Origin of the sequence: Pseudomonas sp. Irchel s3f10 (genome assembly GCF_900187515.1) — a bacterium.
GTDB classification, from domain to species: domain Bacteria; phylum Pseudomonadota; class Gammaproteobacteria; order Pseudomonadales; family Pseudomonadaceae; genus Aquipseudomonas; species Aquipseudomonas tensinigenes.
In genome coordinates this window covers 259,130-276,348 of record NZ_FYDZ01000005.1, presented here as the reverse complement: position 1 = coordinate 276,348, position 17,219 = coordinate 259,130, and the positions used below count along the sequence as shown (strand labels likewise).

20 protein-coding genes are annotated in these 17,219 nt (G+C 60.1%); 12 read left to right on the top strand and 8 right to left on the bottom strand.

Translation table 11 applies throughout. The features are described from left to right. Positions 1–179: 179 nt before the first annotated feature. A complete protein-coding gene (locus CKW17_RS14310; protein ID WP_095120326.1) occupies positions 180–1,574 on the bottom strand; it encodes an FAD/NAD(P)-binding protein in 1,395 nt (464 codons plus the stop codon). Then, positions 1,575–2,138, bottom strand: a complete 564-nt coding sequence (locus CKW17_RS14305) for a helix-turn-helix domain-containing protein (protein ID WP_095120325.1) — start codon at positions 2,136–2,138, stop codon at positions 1,575–1,577. Between the two features lie 85 nt (positions 2,139–2,223). Between CKW17_RS14305 and CKW17_RS14300 the strand changes: the two genes are divergently transcribed. The 7 genes from CKW17_RS14300 to CKW17_RS14270 all read left to right on the top strand — a co-directional run bounded on the left by CKW17_RS14300 (position 2,224) and on the right by CKW17_RS14270 (position 9,465). Beyond that, positions 2,224–3,159 carry a DMT family transporter gene (locus CKW17_RS14300; protein ID WP_095120324.1) on the top strand — a complete coding sequence of 312 codons (936 nt, stop codon included), beginning with the start codon at positions 2,224–2,226 and terminating at the stop codon, positions 3,157–3,159. A 248-nt stretch (positions 3,160–3,407) separates the two neighbouring features. After that, a complete protein-coding gene (locus tag CKW17_RS14295) occupies positions 3,408–6,326 on the top strand; it encodes a monovalent cation/H+ antiporter subunit A (protein ID WP_095120323.1) in 2,919 nt (972 codons plus the stop codon). Further along, positions 6,326–6,670: a Na+/H+ antiporter subunit C gene (locus tag CKW17_RS14290; protein WP_007910763.1), complete on the top strand. Its 345-nt coding sequence runs from the start codon at positions 6,326–6,328 to the stop codon at positions 6,668–6,670. Before CKW17_RS14295 ends, CKW17_RS14290 begins: the two co-directional genes overlap by 1 nt. Next, positions 6,667–8,346, top strand: coding sequence for a monovalent cation/H+ antiporter subunit D (locus CKW17_RS14285; protein WP_095120322.1), 1,680 nt, complete (start codon positions 6,667–6,669; stop codon positions 8,344–8,346). The genes CKW17_RS14290 and CKW17_RS14285 overlap by 4 nt, the downstream gene beginning before the upstream one ends. Further along, positions 8,343–8,831, top strand: a complete 489-nt coding sequence (locus tag CKW17_RS14280; RefSeq protein WP_095120321.1) for a Na+/H+ antiporter subunit E — start codon at positions 8,343–8,345, stop codon at positions 8,829–8,831. Before CKW17_RS14285 ends, CKW17_RS14280 begins: the two co-directional genes overlap by 4 nt. Beyond that, positions 8,828–9,106 (top strand): K+/H+ antiporter subunit F, encoded by a 279-nt coding sequence (locus tag CKW17_RS14275; RefSeq protein ID WP_007910754.1) that lies wholly within the window; start codon positions 8,828–8,830, stop codon positions 9,104–9,106. Before CKW17_RS14280 ends, CKW17_RS14275 begins: the two co-directional genes overlap by 4 nt. After that, positions 9,103–9,465 carry a Na+/H+ antiporter subunit G gene (locus tag CKW17_RS14270; protein ID WP_016982998.1) on the top strand — a complete coding sequence of 121 codons (363 nt, stop codon included), beginning with the start codon at positions 9,103–9,105 and terminating at the stop codon, positions 9,463–9,465. Before CKW17_RS14275 ends, CKW17_RS14270 begins: the two co-directional genes overlap by 4 nt. A gap of 109 nt (positions 9,466–9,574) precedes the next feature. Here the strand turns inward: CKW17_RS14270 and CKW17_RS14265 are convergent, their stop codons facing one another. Continuing rightward, the gene (locus tag CKW17_RS14265) at positions 9,575–10,015 is read right to left on the bottom strand and encodes a DUF3995 domain-containing protein (RefSeq protein WP_095120320.1); all 441 of its coding nucleotides are present in this window, start codon (positions 10,013–10,015) and stop codon (positions 9,575–9,577) included. A 94-nt stretch (positions 10,016–10,109) separates the two neighbouring features. On the opposite strand from CKW17_RS14265, the gene CKW17_RS14260 reads away from it, so the two are divergent. After that, entirely contained in the window at positions 10,110–10,499 is a 390-nt protein-coding gene (locus CKW17_RS14260; protein WP_034152420.1) for a DUF2946 domain-containing protein, read from the top strand. Positions 10,500–10,591: 92 nt separating this feature from the next. After that, positions 10,592–12,724: a TonB-dependent siderophore receptor gene (locus tag CKW17_RS14255; protein WP_095120319.1), complete on the top strand. Its 2,133-nt coding sequence runs from the start codon at positions 10,592–10,594 to the stop codon at positions 12,722–12,724. Positions 12,725–12,813: 89 nt separating this feature from the next. Here CKW17_RS14255 and CKW17_RS14250 read toward each other — a convergent pair whose 3' ends face one another. The 3 genes from CKW17_RS14250 to CKW17_RS14240 all read right to left on the bottom strand — a co-directional run bounded on the left by CKW17_RS14250 (position 12,814) and on the right by CKW17_RS14240 (position 14,601). Continuing rightward, complete coding sequence (locus tag CKW17_RS14250) at positions 12,814–13,830, bottom strand: ABC transporter substrate-binding protein (protein ID WP_095120318.1); 1,017 nt, start codon at positions 13,828–13,830, stop codon at positions 12,814–12,816. 127 nt (positions 13,831–13,957) lie between these two features. After that, positions 13,958–14,155: a hypothetical protein gene (locus tag CKW17_RS14245; protein WP_038366428.1), complete on the bottom strand. Its 198-nt coding sequence runs from the start codon at positions 14,153–14,155 to the stop codon at positions 13,958–13,960. Continuing rightward, positions 14,152–14,601 carry a hypothetical protein gene (locus CKW17_RS14240; RefSeq protein ID WP_052178306.1) on the bottom strand — a complete coding sequence of 150 codons (450 nt, stop codon included), beginning with the start codon at positions 14,599–14,601 and terminating at the stop codon, positions 14,152–14,154. Before CKW17_RS14240 ends, CKW17_RS14245 begins: the two co-directional genes overlap by 4 nt. Between CKW17_RS14240 and CKW17_RS29885 the strand changes: the two genes are divergently transcribed. From CKW17_RS29885 to CKW17_RS14230, 3 genes are all read left to right on the top strand, one after another. Continuing rightward, positions 14,596–14,919 (top strand): hypothetical protein, encoded by a 324-nt coding sequence (locus CKW17_RS29885; RefSeq protein WP_141234569.1) that lies wholly within the window; start codon positions 14,596–14,598, stop codon positions 14,917–14,919. The genes CKW17_RS14240 and CKW17_RS29885 overlap by 6 nt on opposite strands. Before the next feature lie 102 nt (positions 14,920–15,021). Next, positions 15,022–15,273, top strand: coding sequence for a hypothetical protein (locus CKW17_RS30575; protein ID WP_095120317.1), 252 nt, complete (start codon positions 15,022–15,024; stop codon positions 15,271–15,273). Positions 15,274–15,321: 48 nt separating this feature from the next. Further along, a complete protein-coding gene (locus tag CKW17_RS14230) occupies positions 15,322–15,558 on the top strand; it encodes a DUF2789 family protein (RefSeq protein ID WP_007910733.1) in 237 nt (78 codons plus the stop codon). Here the strand turns inward: CKW17_RS14230 and CKW17_RS14225 are convergent. After that, positions 15,515–15,769 carry a hypothetical protein gene (locus CKW17_RS14225; RefSeq protein ID WP_095120316.1) on the bottom strand — a complete coding sequence of 85 codons (255 nt, stop codon included), beginning with the start codon at positions 15,767–15,769 and terminating at the stop codon, positions 15,515–15,517. The two genes, CKW17_RS14230 and CKW17_RS14225, sit on opposite strands and share 44 nt — an antisense overlap. 113 nt (positions 15,770–15,882) lie before the next feature. Continuing rightward, positions 15,883–17,106, bottom strand: a complete 1,224-nt coding sequence (locus CKW17_RS14220; protein WP_371850957.1) for a methyl-accepting chemotaxis protein — start codon at positions 17,104–17,106, stop codon at positions 15,883–15,885. Positions 17,107–17,219 lie beyond the last annotated feature (113 nt).

Genomic DNA, 17,219 nt, shown 5'->3' with positions numbered 1-17,219 from the left:
GAGCGAGCCTGCTCGCGATAGCGGTACGTCAGTCGCTGTGGATGTCGACTGACCCACCGCTTTCGCGAGCAGGCTCGCTCCCACAGATTCCGTTGTGTGGCGCAAAGGGTATTTACAACCACAGTCCCCCTGTGGGAGCCAGCCTGCTCGCGAAGAGGCCCGAAAGAACACCATCAACCTTATCCCGCCAACCGCGCCGCCAGCGCCTTGGCCTGCAACGCCACATCCGTCACCGCCGTACTCTCCCACCACATCCCCCGCAATGGTGGTCCCATTGCAAACAACCGATCAGCCGCTCGCCCTTCTTCATCCAGCACCGCGCCATCCACCGCCGCCGCAATCCCCAACGCCAACGGTCCTGGCTGCACCAGACCGCGCGCCAGCACCTGCTGCGGCAACGGTCGCGCCACCCGGCGCCAGTCGTATTCAATTCCACTGGAATTGATCAATGCGGCACCTTGCACCACGCAAGTTTCAGACTCTCCGCGCCGCCGAATGCGAATACGGACGCCACCGTCCGGACTTGGCTCAAGCCCATTGAACGAAGCTGCCTGAATACGCAATCGCCCTTCTTTATAAAGACGCTCAACCAGCGCCGCACTCAGCGGCGGCGAACGGTGATGATGACTTTCCCACCACGGCCGTACATGCCGTACGAATTGTCGACGCTGCGCGTCAGTCGCCTGGCTCCATAACCGGGCGATGTGCACCCGAACCGTGTCCAGTGGCGCCTGCCAATCAATACCTTGCGCGATGGCTGCCCGGCATTGCCGACGCAATTCACGGAGCAACTGCCGTGGTGTGCGCAGACTGTGATTGGCGCCAAGAAAATCCACCCAGGCCGGTGGTTGTCGGCGCACATGGGGCAACAAGCCATGCCGGGAAAACACTTCGATCGGCCCACGATGCCCGGCTTGCTCCAGCGATACCACGGCGTCGACCATGGTCAGGCCGGAACCGATGATCAGCACGGTGGATTGCGGATCGAGCTGGCGCATGGCCGCAACATCCCAGGGATCAAGGGCGGCGGCGTTGAGGCCACTGGAAGCTTTCTGCGGGGTTCGTGCTGCGGGGAACATACCGGTCGCCAGCACCGCGCAGGCTCCGTGCAATGACTGCCCATCGCTCAGTGTGAGCTGCACCGAACCGGTATCGACTTGCAGATCGACGACCTCCGCACGGATGTGCTCAGCGCTCGAGCCATTTTGCATTCCGGCAATGCGCGCTTCGGCCAGGCGTTGCTGCACATAAACACCGAACAATCCACGCGGGGGAAACAGCTCACTGACCGGCACATTCTGCTCGGCAGACTCCGGCCAGCCGCCACCGGCAATGTGCTCGGTCAGCCATTGCGTCAGGTCATCCGGATTATCCGGATCGACGCTCATTCGCGCCGCATTGCCATTGAGTGTGTGACCCAACTCGACCGCGCTGTACGCCTCGCCCCGTCCCAGTTCCGCACGCGGTTCAACGATCAAGACCTTGCGCCGGCCAGGCAGACGCAATAATTGCACCGCCAGCATCGTGCCACTGAGGCCACCACCGATAATCAGGATGTCTGCGCTCTGACTCATTCAAATCACCACATTGCGCACAAACCGCGCCGCGACATCGCCATCGTTGCGATAGGAATGCGGCTGATTGCTGGCAAACATGAAAAACTCACCCGTGCCGATGTGCTGCGGCTGATCGCCGAGCATTAGCGTCAGGCAACCCTCGAAGACGAAAATCTGCTCGCTCCAGCCCTCGGCATCCGCTTGCGACGGATAGACCTCGCCGGGTTGCAGACACCATTCCCATTGCTCGACTTCGCGAGTCGCCGTGGCTTTGGAGAGCAACACCGCTTTGCTGCCCGGGTGGGTGCCTGCCCAGGCCACCTCGTTGATGCGGCTTGGATCGCGGGCATCCGGCGCCTGGATCAGATCGCTGAACGCCACATCGAGCGCTTCGGCGACGCGATCAAGCGTAGTCAGACTGACGTTCTTTTCACCCGCCTCGATCGCCACCAGCATGCGCCGGCTGACCCCGGACTTTTCTGCCAGCGCGGTCTGGCTCATGTCGGCGGCATGCCGTAGGCGCCGCACATTCAGGCTGACGTGTTGCAGGACGGACGCCCGTTGCGTTGAATCTTTGTGCACTATATTGCTCACTCAGTGAGGTTGGGCAGTATACTGCGCAACGTTGGGCGCATTGTGCGGCCTCCTTTTTATAGTGCGCAAGGTCATGACGTCGCAGAACAGCTCCCCCACCCCCCTCCGTTTCTCCCGTTTCAGCAAAGCCGAGTTCGTGCTGGTGCTGATCACCATGATCTGGGGCGGTACTTTCCTGCTGGTTCAGCATGCGATGACCGTCAGCGGCCCGATGTTTTTTGTCGGCCTGCGCTTCGCCGCAGCGGCGTGCATTGTCGCGTTGTTTTCCTGGCGACATCTACGTGAGCTGACACTGTTTGAACTCAGGGCCGGTGCCTTCATCGGCGTGGCGATCATGCTCGGTTACGGCTTGCAGACGGTCGGGTTGCAAACGATTCCGAGCAGTCAATCGGCATTCATCACCGCGCTGTACGTGCCGTTCGTGCCGTTGCTGCAATGGCTGGTGCTCGGCCGTCGGCCGGGACTGATGCCGAGCATCGGTATCATGCTGGCGTTTACCGGTTTGATGTTGCTGTCGGGTCCGTCCGGGGCTGCGCTGAATTTCAGTCCGGGTGAAATTGCCACATTGATCAGCGCGATCGCCATCGCGGCCGAGATCATTCTGATCAGCACCTATGCCGGCCAGGTGGATGTGCGCCGGGTGACCGTGGTGCAACTGGCAACCACGTCAGTGTTGTCGTTCCTGTTGGTGGTGCCGACCGGTGAACTGATTCCGGATTTCTCCTGGACCCTGCTGGTGACAGCGCTGGGGTTGGGCGCAGCGAGTGCAGCGATTCAAGTGGCGATGAACTGGGCGCAGAGAAGTGTCTCGCCAACCCGGGCGACGTTGATCTATGCCGGTGAGCCGGTGTGGGCCGGAATTGTCGGGCGGATTGCCGGGGAACGGTTGCCGGCAATTGCGCTGGTGGGCGCCGGGTTGATTGTTGCGGCGGTGATTGTCAGTGAGTTGAAGACCAAGGGTAAGGTCGCGGAAGCCGAAGCTGAGTTGGAGCGGGAAACGCAGGGATAAAGCTCCGAAATCTTCACAGTCTGAATTATTGCTATCGCGAGCAGGCTCACTCCTACACTTGAAATACGTTCCCCCTGTAGGAGTGAGCCTGCTCGCGATGAGGCCATCCCAAGCAATATCCATCTACCTGAAACAATGCCAAACAGAAAATTCCAGACTACTTTGTAGGATTCTGAGACATCCTGGCGTTTGGTGATCGGGGAGCTGGCACGTATGATGCTTCACAAACTTCCGCAGATTAGAAGCCTATGTCCCTGATAGTTCTACTGCTTCTGCCATTCATTGGCAGCTGTCTGGCAGCGGTGCTGCCGCACAACGCGCGTAATACCGAATCCCTGTTGGCAGGTCTGGTCGCTTTGATCGGCACCGTCCAGGTCGCGCTGTTGTATCCGCAAATTGCCCACGGCGGCGTGATCCGCGAAGAATTCATGTGGCTGCCCAGCCTCGGTCTGAACTTCGTTCTGCGCATGGACGGTTTCGCCTGGCTGTTCTCGATGCTGGTGCTCGGCATCGGCACGCTGGTCTCCTTGTACGCTCGTTATTACATGTCGCCGGACGATCCGGTGCCGCGTTTCTTCGCGTTTTTCCTGGCGTTCATGGGCGCCATGCTCGGTCTGGTGATCTCCGGCAACCTGATTCAGATCGTGTTTTTCTGGGAGCTGACCAGCCTCTTCTCGTTCCTGCTGATCGGCTACTGGCACCACCGCGCCGACGCCCGTCGCGGTGCCTACATGGCGTTGATGGTCACCGGTGCCGGCGGATTATGCCTGCTGGCGGGGGTCATGATTCTCGGCCATGTCGTCGGCAGCTATGACCTCGACAAGGTCCTGGCCGCCGGCGACATGATTCGTGCACACGCCCTCTACCCTATTCTCTTACCCCTCATTCTTATCGGCGCACTCAGCAAAAGTGCGCAGTTTCCTTTTCACTTCTGGTTGCCGCACGCAATGGCGGCGCCGACACCGGTTTCTGCCTATCTGCACTCGGCGACCATGGTCAAGGCCGGGGTTTTCCTGCTTGCGCGGCTGTGGCCTTCGCTGTCCGGCAGTGAAGAATGGTTCTACATCGTCAGCGGCGCCGGCGCGTGTACGCTGTTGCTCGGCGCGTATTGCGCGATGTTCCAGAACGATCTCAAAGGTCTGCTCGCTTACTCGACCATCAGCCACCTCGGTCTGATCACCCTGTTGCTGGGTCTGAACAGTCCGCTGGCGGCGGTAGCAGCGGTGTTCCATATTCTCAACCACGCGACCTTCAAAGCCTCGCTGTTCATGGCCGCCGGCATCATCGATCACGAAAGCGGCACCCGCGATATCCGCAAACTCAGCGGCCTGATCAAACTGATTCCGTTCACCGCTGCGCTGGCCATGGTTGCCAGCGCCTCGATGGCGGGCGTGCCATTACTCAACGGTTTCCTGTCGAAAGAGATGTTCTTCGCCGAAACCGTGTTCATCAACGCCACGGCGTGGGTCGAAGCGGCGCTGCCCATTGTCGCGACCATCGCCGGTACATTCAGCGTTGCCTATTCCCTGCGTTTCACCGTCGATGTGTTCTTCGGCCCGCCGGCCACTGACCTGCCACACACTCCGCACGAGCCGCCGCGCTGGATGCGCGCGCCGGTCGAGTTGCTGGTGTTCACTTGCTTGCTGGTGGGGATTTTCCCGGCGCAGATCGTCGGTCCATTGCTCGCGGCAGCGGCATTGCCCGTCGTCGGCGGTGAACTGCCTGAATACAGCCTGGCGATCTGGCACGGCCTGAACGCACCGATGATCATGAGCCTGATCGCCATGTCCGGCGGCATCATCGTCTATCTGTTGCTACGCAATCAGCTCAAGCGCGGGCGCTTCAAGTATCCGCCACTGGTTGGCCGCTTTAACGGCAAGCGCTTGTTCGAGCGTAGTCTGGTGGTGATGATGCGCATGGCCCGGCGCGCAGAGCGGCGACTCGGCACCAAGCGTCTGCAGATGCAATTATTCCTGATGGTGTTGGCGGCCGTGCTCGCCGGCCTGATTCCGATGTTGCACAGCAGCCTGAGTTGGGGCGACCGGCCGAAGATTCCCGGCTCGATCGTTTTCGTAACCCTGTGGCTGCTGGCAATTGCCTGCGCTCTCGGCGCCGCGTGGCAGGCCAAGTATCACCGTCTCGCCGCTCTGACCATGGTTAGCGTTTGCGGGCTGATGACCTGCGTGACCTTCGTCTGGTTCTCCGCGCCCGACCTGGCCCTGACGCAACTGGCGGTCGAAGTGGTCACCACCGTGCTGATCCTGCTCGGCCTGCGCTGGTTGCCACGCCGTATCGAAGAAGTCTCGCCACTGCCAAGCAGCCTGCGCAAGGCGCGGATTCGTCGTCTGCGCGACTTGCTGCTGTCGATTGCCGTCGGTGGCGGCATGGCATTGCTGTCGTACGCCATGCTGACGCGGCAGACGCCAAATGACATTTCCTCGTTCTACCTCAGCCGCGCCATGCCCGAGGGCGGCGGCAGCAACGTGGTCAACGTGATGCTGGTGGATTTCCGTGGCTTCGACACCCTTGGTGAAATCACCGTGCTGGTCGCCGTGGCGCTGACCGTGTTCGCCCTGCTGCGGCGTTTCCGCCCACCGAAAGAAAGCCTGCAACTGCCCGCTCAGCAACGCTTGCTGGCGCCGGACGTGGTCACCGATCTGGTCAACCCGCGTTCGGCCAGCGACACCGCACTCGGCTTCATGATGGTGCCGGCGGTGCTGGTGCGTCTGTTGTTGCCGATTGCGCTGGTGGTGTCGTTCTACCTGTTCATGCGCGGGCACAATCAACCGGGCGGCGGTTTCGTCGCCGGTCTGGTGATGTCGGTGGCGTTCATCCTGCAATACATGGTTGCCGGCACACAGTGGGTCGAGGCGCAGATGAGCCTACGCCCATTGCGCTGGATGGGTACCGGATTGCTGTTTGCCACCGCCACCGGGCTGGGGGCGATGGTCGTCGGTTATCCGTTCCTGACCACGCACACCTGGCATTTCAGCTTGCCGCTGCTGGGTGACATCCATATCGCCAGCGCGCTGTTCTTCGACATTGGAGTGTATGGCGTGGTGGTCGGTTCGACCTTGTTGATCCTCACCGCCCTCGCCCACCAATCGGTGCGGGGTCACAAGACCGCATCGCTGCCCAAGTCCGTCGCCAGCAAAGGAGCCGTCTGATGGAAGAAGTCATCGCAATCGCCATCGGCGTACTCGCCGCCTCCGGCGTCTGGCTGATCCTGCGGCCACGGACGTTCCAGGTGGTGATGGGCCTGTGCCTGCTGTCGTATGGCGTCAATCTGTTCATCTTCAGCATGGGCAGCCTGTTCATCGGCAAGGAGCCGGTGATCAAGGACGGCGTCACCCAGGATTTGCTGCACTACACCGATCCGCTGCCACAGGCGCTGGTACTCACCGCGATCGTCATCAGCTTCGCCATGACCGCACTGTTCCTCGTCGTTCTGCTCGCCTCGCGCGGCCTGACCGGTACTGACCACGTCGACGGCCGGGAGCCTAAAGAATGATGGCGATGACTCACCTGATCGCCGCACCGATTCTGCTGCCGCTGCTGACCGCGGCCATCATGCTGATGCTCGGCGAGCGGCACCGACCGCTGAAGGCGAAAATCAACCTGTTCTCCAGCCTCGTCGGCCTGTTCATTTCGGTGCTGTTGCTGCAATGGACGCAAACCACTGGCGTCCCCGGTTCCATCGGCGTTTACCTGCCGGGCAACTGGCAGGCGCCGTTCGGCATTGTGCTGGTGGTCGATCGCCTGTCGGCGTTGATGCTGGTGCTGACCGGGATCATCGGCGTCAGCGCTTTGCTGTTTGCCATGGCCCGTTGGGATGGCGCCGGTTCTAGCTTCCACGCGCTGTTCCAGATTCAGTTGATGGGCCTGTACGGCGCGTTCCTGACCGCTGACCTGTTCAACCTGTTCGTGTTCTTCGAAGTGCTGCTTGCGGCTTCTTATGGCTTGTTGTTGCATGGGTCGGGTCGGGCACGGGTCTCATCGGGGCTGCATTACATCTCGATCAACCTGCTGGCCTCGTCGCTGTTTCTGATTGGCGCGGCGCTGATTTACGGCGTCACCGGCACGTTGAACATGGCCGATCTGGCGCTGAAGATTCCGCTGGTGCCGGAAGCCGACCGTGGCTTGCTGCATGCCGGTGCGGGGATTCTCGCCGTCGCGTTCCTGGCCAAGGCCGGCATGTGGCCGCTGAACTTCTGGCTCGTGCCGGCCTATTCATCGGCCAGTGCGCCGGTGGCGGCGATGTTCGCGATCATGACCAAGGTTGGCGTCTACACCTTGCTGCGTCTGTGGACCCTGTTGTTTTCCGGGCAGGCCGGTGCGTCGGCATTCTTCGGTGGCGACTGGCTGATCTACGGCGGCATGGCGACGATGGCCTGCGCGGCGCTGGCGATTCTCGCTGCACAACGCCTGGAGCGCATGGCCAGCCTGAGCATTCTGGTGTCGGCGGGGATTCTGCTGTCCGCCGTCGGTTTCGCCCAGCCGAACCTGATCGGCTCGGCACTGTTCTATCTGGTCAGTTCGACCCTGGCGTTGAGCGCGCTGTTCCTGCTGGCCGAGTTGATCGAGCGTTCGCGCTCGGCCAACGAGATCCCGCTGGAAGACGAAAGCGAACTGCTGCCGCGTCCGCAGGAGTCCCTGCAGCCACCCAAAGGCATCAACCTCGATGACGAACAGAAAGCCGTGGTCGGCCAGGTTATCCCGTGGACCATGGCGTTTCTCGGCCTGAGCTTCATTGCTTGCGCGCTGCTGATCATCGGCATGCCGCCGCTCTCCGGGTTCATCGGCAAACTCAGTCTGATCGGCGCGCTGCTCAATCCGCAGGGCCTGGGCACTGGCGCGCCGATTTCCAACGCGGCCTGGGCGTTGCTGGCGCTGCTGATTCTCACCGGGCTGGCATCGCTGATGGCGTTCTCGCGTCTCGGCATCCAGCGCTTCTGGACGCCGGAGGAGCGCCCTTCGCCGCTGCTGCGCAAACTCGAATGCGCGCCGATCTTCCTGTTGCTGGGGCTGAGCATCGTCCTGACTTTTAAGGCTGAACCCCTGTTGCGTTACACCCAAGCCACCGCCGAAGCGCTGAACAACCCCCAGCAATACGTCATGGCGGTGCTCGGCACCCGTGCCGTACCGAGCCCGGAAGCCAAATCGGCGATGCTGGAGGTGCAGCCATGAAGCGTGTGTTTCCTGCACCGTTGTTGTCGCTGGCGCTGTGCGTCTTGTGGCTGACCCTGAACCTGTCGATCAGCCCGGGCAATCTGCTGCTCGGCGCGATACTGGGTTTTGCTGCACCGTTGATGATGCGCAAACTGCGCCCGAAACAAGTGCGCATTCGCCGTCCGGGAACGATTCTGCGCCTGTTCCTGCTAGTGGGCCGTGACGTGGTGATGTCCAACCTCATCGTCGCGTGGGGCGTGCTCAACGCCGGTCGGCGACCTCTCCGCTCTGGCTTTGTCAAAGTCCCGCTGGACCTGCGCGACGCCCACGGACTGGCGACTCTGGCGATGATCTGCACGGTGGTGCCCGGCACGGTATGGTCGGAACTGTCGCTGGATCGCAGCATTCTGTTGTTGCACGTCTGGGACCTGGATGACGAAACGCAATTCATCGAGCACTTCAAGAGCACCTACGAGCGGCCGCTGATGGAGATTTTCGAATGAGCCCATTACTGTCGAACGCGATTCTGCTGACGCTGTTCCTGTTCTCGCTGGCAATGGTGCTGACCCTGGTGCGCCTGTTCAAAGGCCCATCGGCGCAGGATCGGGTTCTGGCGCTGGACTACCTGTACATCGTCGCCATGCTGATGATGCTGACCCTGGGCATTCGTTATTCCAGTGACACTTACTTCGAAGCGGCGCTGCTGATTGCGCTGTTCGGCTTCGTCGGCTCATTTGCCTTGGCGAAATTCCTGCTGCGTGGCGAGGTGATCGAATGAATGCTGAATTGTCTCTGTGGGTCGAGATTCCGGTGGCGATCCTGCTGGTGCTCAGCGGTCTGTTTGCGTTGATCGGCGCGATCGGGTTATTGCGCATGAAGGATTATTTCCAGCGCATGCACCCGCCGGCACTGGCTTCGACGCTCGGGGCATGGTGCGTGGCACTGGCGTCGATCATCTGCTTTTCGGCGCTGAAGTCGGGGCCGGTCATACATGCTTGGCTGATCCCGATTTTGCTGGCGATCACTGTGCCGGTGACTACTTTGCTGCTGGCGCGGGCGGCGCTGTTCCGCAAGCGCATGGCTGGGGATGATGTGCCGGCCGAGGTCAGTAGCCGCCGGACCGAGAGTGGTAGCTGAAGATTGGTAGGGGCTGATATGACGCCATCGCGAGCAGGCTCACTCCTACAGGGGAACGCATTCCAAATGTAGGAGTGAGCCTGCTCGCGATTGCGATATCCGACTCACCTCAAACCCAAGCCACCGCCAACAACCCCGCCCCCAACACCGCACACAAGGGCGAATACACCCAGGTGTCCAGCCGCGCAAACCGCGAATCCGTCACTTCCTTGAAAAACCCGACCAGATTCGAATCACCAATCGCCCGGGCAAACATCAATAGCGCAATCGCGCTGATCACCCATTGCAGCGCCTTGTGCGTCACCGCCGGCATTCCCCAGCCCACCCGCATGCACACCAATGCCGCAATCACCAACAACGCGGCCGCCACGATCAACGTGAGCCAGCCCGAAGGCTTGAACGCCGGTCGCACCGTTGCGACAAAACCGCGCACCGGCACCTGCGGCACGACTACTGCCGCCGCCCACTGCCCACCCAACGCCCAATACACGTGCATCAAGGCGATCACCGCAAACGTTGTCACCAGCCATTGAGCCAACACAAAGGTCATGGTTGAAATCCTTGGAAAGGGATTTGAACAAATCATCCTAGTCGGATTTTTTTCAAGTGCACGACCGATCAGCGGTACGGTAAAGTGCCGCCCCATGAAATTCTCCCGTTCCGATCGTTCACTGCTGGCCTGGATGCTCTATTGCTGCGTCCTGTTCAACGTGTTCGCCTGCAGCATCGGTCACGGACAAATGGTCGGCATGCAGCTCAACGGTATCGGCGGCCAGTTCTGTACGGTCGACCCGGCCACTCAAGCGCCGCTCGCCAGCAACCCCACCGAAGAACAACTGCCGACCCTGTCCAAGGCATTCGGCTGCCCGCTGTGTTCGGTCGGCGGTGGCATGGGCCCGGCGTTCAACTCCAGCCTGACCCTGGCGATCCTGCCGGAACAACACAGCCCACCGCTGGCACCGATCGTCAGTGCCGACCTCCCTGCCCGCTTCACCTGGCCTTCGGCCAACCCTCGCGCCCCTCCGATCGCCTGAATGTCCCTGCCTTTTTGATTTGTCAGCCCACTGCGCCAACGCGCGGCGTTCGCCTGTGCGCTGACTCCTAGACAAGCATTCAGGATTCAATGATGAAACAACTCACTTTGCTGGCGAGCCTGTGCGGCTGCCTGTCCGTCAACGTCTGGGCGCAATCCACCGTGGATCTGGCGCCGATCACCATCGACGGCGAGTCCGGCGCAGAACCGGGCTTGAGCCTCGACCAGTCCAGCGGCATGGCCTCGCGCCTCGGTTTGAGCGTGCGTGACACGCCGGCGTCGGTAGCCATCGCCAATCGCAACGACATCGAACGTCACGGCGCGCAGAACTTCCAGGACGCCGCCAACACCTTGCCCGGCGTCAACGCCAGCGCGCCGCCGGGGTTCGGCGGATTCGTTTCCTACCGTGGTTTCACCAGCAGCCAGATCACCCAGATGTTCAACGGCATCAACGTATCCGGCGGCCTCGCGCGGCCGGTCGATTCGTGGATATACGACCGAGTGGAATTGGTCGGCGGCCCGTCATCGCTGATCAACGGCGCAGGCTCGGTCGGCGGTTCGCTGAACTACGTGACCAAACTCGCCACCCGCGGTGAACAGGCAATTGAAGGCCGGGTCAGCTACGGCACCTACGACACCACCGAAACCGCGTTCGGCCTCAACCATGCTCTGACCGATCCCAGCGCCGACGTGCAGCACTACGCGCGACTCGACGTCAGCCACAACACCAGCAACGGCTACATCGACCGCCAGGAGCGCGATGCCTGGAGCGTGGCGTTCTCGCTGCTCAGCGACCTGACGCCCGACCTGTCGCACACGTTGGCCCTGGAATATCAGGATGAACATGAAGACAGTCCGTACTGGGGCACGCCCGTGCTCAACCCCAAGGCCGGCGAGCTGAAGATCGATAAACACAACCGCTTCAACAACTACAACGTCGAGGACGGTCGTTACGAACAGCGAACGATCTGGGTGCGCTCGATCATCGACTATCGGATCAACGACAGCACCACCCTGCGCAACACGCTGTATCACCTCGACAGCCAGCGCGATTACCGCAATCTCGAAACCTACCAGTACAACGCCGACAACACGGCGGTGAATCGCTCCACTGCGTATCAGGTGCGCCATCAGGGCGAGCAGAACGGCAACCAGTTCGAACTGCGCCACGACAACACGCTGTTCGGTCTCGACACGACGTGGTCGGGGGGCTTCGAATACAAGGTCAACCAGACCACCAACTCGCCGCTGAATATTAAAGGTTCCAGCACGGTAGATCCGAACAACTATCGTCCGGGGCACTTCTACGACATCCCCGGCACCAACCCCAAGTTGATCAGCGACAAAACCAACGAGGTCACCACCAAGGCACTGTTCGTGGAAAACCGTCTGGCGTTGACCGACAAACTGTCGCTGCTCACCGGTCTGCGCTATGACGACATTGACCTCGACGTGACCAACCATCGCACCGTGACCGCCGCCAACCCCAAGCACCTCAAGCGCAGTTGGGAGCCAGTCACCGGTCGCGCCGGCCTGACGTACCAATTCATTCCATCGGCAAACGTCTACGTGCAATACAGCACCGCCGCCGAGCAACCGAATGGTACGCAGGACTTCGACGTCTCGACTGGCAAGCAATGGGAGATCGGCAGCAAATTCGATTATCTGAATGGACGTGGCTCGGCGACGATTGCCGCGTACACGATTGAGCGAAAGGACTTCGCCGTGACGGATCCGCTGGATCCGGCCGGCAGTATTCCGGTCGGTCAACAGACGTCGAAAGGAGTGGAAATCGCCAGTTCGTTGCGCATCACTGACAAGTTGCTAGCCGAAGGCAACTTCGCCTGGGTCGATGCGCAGTACGGTGATTTCACCGAAAAGAATGCTGCCGGCGCGGTCGTGTCACGCAAGGGCAACACGCCGACCAACGTGCCGGATCGGGTCGGCAATCTGTGGCTGACTTATGATTTTTCGCCGCAATGGCAAGGTGGGGTTGATGCGCGATATGTGGCGTCGGTGTATGCGGACACGGCCAACACCATGACGGTGCCGTCGTACACCTTGTTCGGCAGCTTCCTCAGCTACAAGGTTGATTCGCACACCACCGTGACCGGGCGCGTGCGTAATCTGACCAATGAGGTGTATGCCGAGTTTGCGCATGTTTCGCCGGCGTATTACCTCGGAACACCGCGCACCTTTGAGTTGGCGGTGCAGACCCGATTCTAAAAGCATCGCGAGCAGGCTCACTCCTACATTTGGAATGCGTTCCTCTGTAGGAGCGAGCCTGCTCGCGATGAGGCCAGCCGCATCAACACCTATTTCAGATCAGCCGAAACCTTCTCCGCCACATCCTTCGGCAACCAGGCCTGCCACACATCCGGGTGCGCCTTCATGAACGCCACCGCCGCATCACGCGGCGCCGTGTGCTTCTCGCTCATCTCGGCCAACGCCTTGTTCAACGGCTCGATGGGAAACTCCACTTTGCTGAAAAATTCGGCAATCTGCGGATACTGCTTTTGAAACGGCGTAGACACGCCAATCGACAGCTTCGAAGCTAGCGAACGGGTCGGTTTCGGATTGGGATTATCGGCGTCAGTCAGGGTCTTCCAAGCCTCGGCATCAAACGGTGGTTCTTCCAACTGCACCAGTTTGAACTTGCCCAGCAGCGGCGTCGGCGACCAGTAGTAAAACAGCACCGGCTTACCGCGACGAATCGAAGAGCTGATCTCGGCGTCCAGCGCCGCACCCGAACCACTGCGGAAATTGGTGTAATCGTCCTGCAGACCATAAGCCGTCAACTTCTGTTTGTTGACCACTTCCGACGTCCAGCCGATCGGACTGTTGAGGAACCGACCCTTGCCCGGTGTTTCCGGGTCCTTGAACACGTCCTTGTACTTTTTAAGATCACTGACACTGCGCAGATCCGGCGCCAGCGGCTTGATGCCTTTGGCCGGGTCGCCCTTGATCACGTACTCCGGCACCCACCAACCCTCGGTAGCGCCTTTGACCGTGTCACCGAGACTGACGACCTTGCCTTCGGCCTCAGCCTTGACCCACACCGGACTGCGCCCGGCCCACTCCTCGCCAATGACCTGAATGTCATTGTTGGCCAGGGCGGTTTCCAGCGTGATGGTGGTGCCAGGCAAGGTGTCGGTCGGTAAGCCGTAACCCTTCTCGACGATGATCCGCAGGACATCCGTGATCAGGCTGCCGCTTTCCCAGTTCAGGTCGGCAAAGTGGATCGGCGCCTGGACGGCCATCACCGATGGCGCTGATGTCAGCAAACCGAACGTGGCCACGCTGGCAACCAATAACCGTCGAAATCCGTTCATGCATTGCACCTCGTGCTGTTCTCAGCAATGGCAGGTTGGCCTGACAGAAGACCGCAAGCCTCTGAATACTCAGTCAACTGACTGTAGCCGAGGTTCCTGCTTTTTCCGGGCCGCGCTCCGGACGAGGTTATGAATCAGACTTTTCCTGCAGGCTTTGCAGCTCGCGTCTGACCATGCTGGCGTATTCCGCGGGACGCAAAGTGTAGATCTGCGCAGCCAGCCAATTCAGCCAGGCGCCTTGCAGTTCGGCCTTGGCGGCGAATAAACGCCGAGCCTCCTCGCGTGCAGTGTCGAGGTTCTGCGCATGGAAATCCGCGCGGCTCACTCGCTGGCCTTGAACGTCACCAGCTCGCCCTTGCGCCACTTGGCGGCCTTGGCGGTCACCGCTTTCAGCGTTTTGGTCAGGCCTTCCTGCAATTGCTGATGAGCGGCGAATACAGTCACCACGCTGTGGCCTTCCTTGAACAGAATCGCGTGCCCGTCAGCGGTCTCAACGAAGGCGTAATCGCCCAGTCCATAAACCGTGAGTTTGATTTCGCGAAAACGGATATCCATCTTGCCGCCTTCGCGGCTGGGCAAGACCGATGCACTGAAATGATCGCCGACCTTGAGCTTGAGCCCCGGTTTGTCGTCGACCACCAAGGCGCTTTCGGTGTCGATCTCGGCCACGTAAATGCCTTCAGCGTTCTGTTCGGTGATGTAAACAAAACGCGACTGGAACAGCTTGACCAGCTTTGCACGCAAATCACCCAACACGAACAAAGCATGCATATCGAGATTACTGACTGCCAAAGAAACATCCCCACATCTGAAAAAACCGCACACGGAAAACGCGCACGGCAAAAAAACGGCCAGGCCGATGTCACTGCAAACAAATCGATAAAGCCCGAATCGAGCAGAGTGCTCATTCAACGCGAGGTTGCTAAGACTACTGGATTGTCACTCGCGAAACTCATCCCGATGTCGCCAAAACTTGAAGGAAAAATCCTCAGCGTCGGCAAGAGCAGTCTGACTACGAACTTTAGGGAAAATTCTCACGAAAAAAAGCACTTTTCCGACATATCGCTGGCGAAAAATTGCTTTAGATAAGCCCTGTCGTCAACAGGTACTGGCGATTCTAGAGCAGCGATGCTCATTACGACTACCCGCAACGGCCTTTAAATCCCGGCCGACTGATGAAAAGGACTTCATATGTGCACTCTGACTCACTTTGCCATGACTGCTGACGACCGGATCAAATCACCACTGATACTGAGTGCCACTGACATCAACGACCATTGTCCCCGATTTCAGGTCGTGCCCGCCGGCAACGCGTTCTTTCACATAAAGGAAACATCGACCGGACGCGTAAGAGGTTTCCGCGAAGATCACAACGAAGCCTGCGCACTTGCCCGCTCACTTGAGTCAAAGATCGAACTCCTGGCGAACAGCTGCCTCAGATAAAGAGAGCGATCGAACGCGCCATACCGGCGCCCACCAAAGGAGTACAAGATGGAACTGCCAGCATACGATCTGAAAACCCTGTTCGATCAACTGGGACTGCCTTCAGAAGGTAACGCAATCGACGATTTCATCGAGGCGCATCCGCTGGACGCCAATACCAAACTTATCGACGCCGACTTTTGGTCGCCGCAACAAGCACAGTTACTCAAGGAATGGCTAAGGGCCGACGGTGAAGAAGCGGTCATGGTCGATGAGCTGAATGTACGCTTGCATCGCGGCAAGTAATCACGGGGCAGTGAAGGCTGTCGGTTGGCTCGGCGTGCATCTGCGCTAGCCACGCAGCCTTGCACTCTTCCGCTTCGTCGCGACTGGCAAAAGCGGTGCCGCGACGCTCGCCATTGAGCAGCACCACCCAGCAAACGCTACGCCCCATTGCGCGCAAACCGGACGGCACGCCACTGCCGATCATCACGGCAACATCAACTCTGCACTGCATGCAGCCCTCCCGAAATCATTAGCAACCTAACTAAGTGGTCAGATTAATGGTTTCTTTAGAACGGAAACAGCAAGCTCCCTGCACAGATTCATTGCATCGGGCGTAACAATCCCTCAGCGCGGACTTTCCGGCTTATAGCCCAGACGCAAACCACCCCAGTGCCGGCCCTTGATCATGATCGGCACCGACAGATCATGCATCAGCTCACCGGTGTCGCGAGTGTAGGTCTGCAACAACACCGGTTGCTGATGGCTGCCGCAGCGAATACCGGTGCGGTCGGCAAATTTGCGCTTTGTGCGATTGTTGACCGCATCGACCTGCGCATCGCCGGTCAACGGCTGACTGAACAGCTGATTGTGCGTCGGCACATAACCCTGTTGAGTGCAGGCGATGGCGAACACCAACCCCTCGTGACGCGGCAACAGTGGCTCCTGAATCGCCGGCAGCACCTGATCGGTGTATCGGTCGAAACGGGTTTGAAATTTCGCCGGCTGCGTATTCGGTATCGGCTGATACTGACGGTCGAACAAGTCCTCGAGACTGATCCGCCCCTGCTCGACATCCGCTTCGAACCGCGCGGCAATCTGGCTCGCCCCTTCGCGGGCCAGATCGTAGATGCGCTGGTGATAGTCATCCAGCCCGACTTCGGCCAGACGCTCGCTGATGCTTTCCGCCTGCCCTTCCATCTGCACCGCTGCTTCGGCGAGGCGGCGAGTTTGTTGATCGCTGATCGCCAAATCGCTGCGCATCTGTTCGATGGCCTTGAACAGACTGTCGAGTTGTTCGCGATTGGTTTCTGCACCCTGAGCGATTTCACCGACCTGACTTTCCACCCCGGCTGCCAGTCGCGCGATGTTCTCCAGATGCTGGCCGGTGTGCTCGACCTGCTCGACACCGATCTGCAGATCACTCGACAACTCACGAATCTGCTCCACCACCTGCGCCGTGCGTTGCTGAATGTCGGCGACCATCTCACCCACTTCACCGGTGGCCGACGCCGTGCGCGCCGCCAACCCGCGAACTTCATCCGCCACCACCGCAAAACCGCGACCATGCTCACCGGCCCGCGCCGCTTCGATCGCCGCGTTCAATGCGAGCAGATTGGTCTGGCTGGCAATCGACTGAATCACCAACGTCACGCGCTGAATATCGTCGCTGCGCAGGCTCAACGCTTCGATCAATTCACGGCTGGCATTCGCGCGCTGACTGAGCTGATGCATGCGCGCGATCGAATCCACCAGTTCCGTGCGCCCCGCCGCGCTGCTGTGATGCGCCTGACTCGCCGCCTCAAGGGCTTCGCGACTGAGCTGCGAAGTCGCGTGTTCGGTCGCAATCATCACCTCGGCATTGCTGACGATTTGCGCCGCCGCATCCAGTTGCGATTCGAGTTTGCTCGCCAGTTCCTTGACCGAAAACGCCACACCCGCCGCCGACAAGGCGTTATGACTGG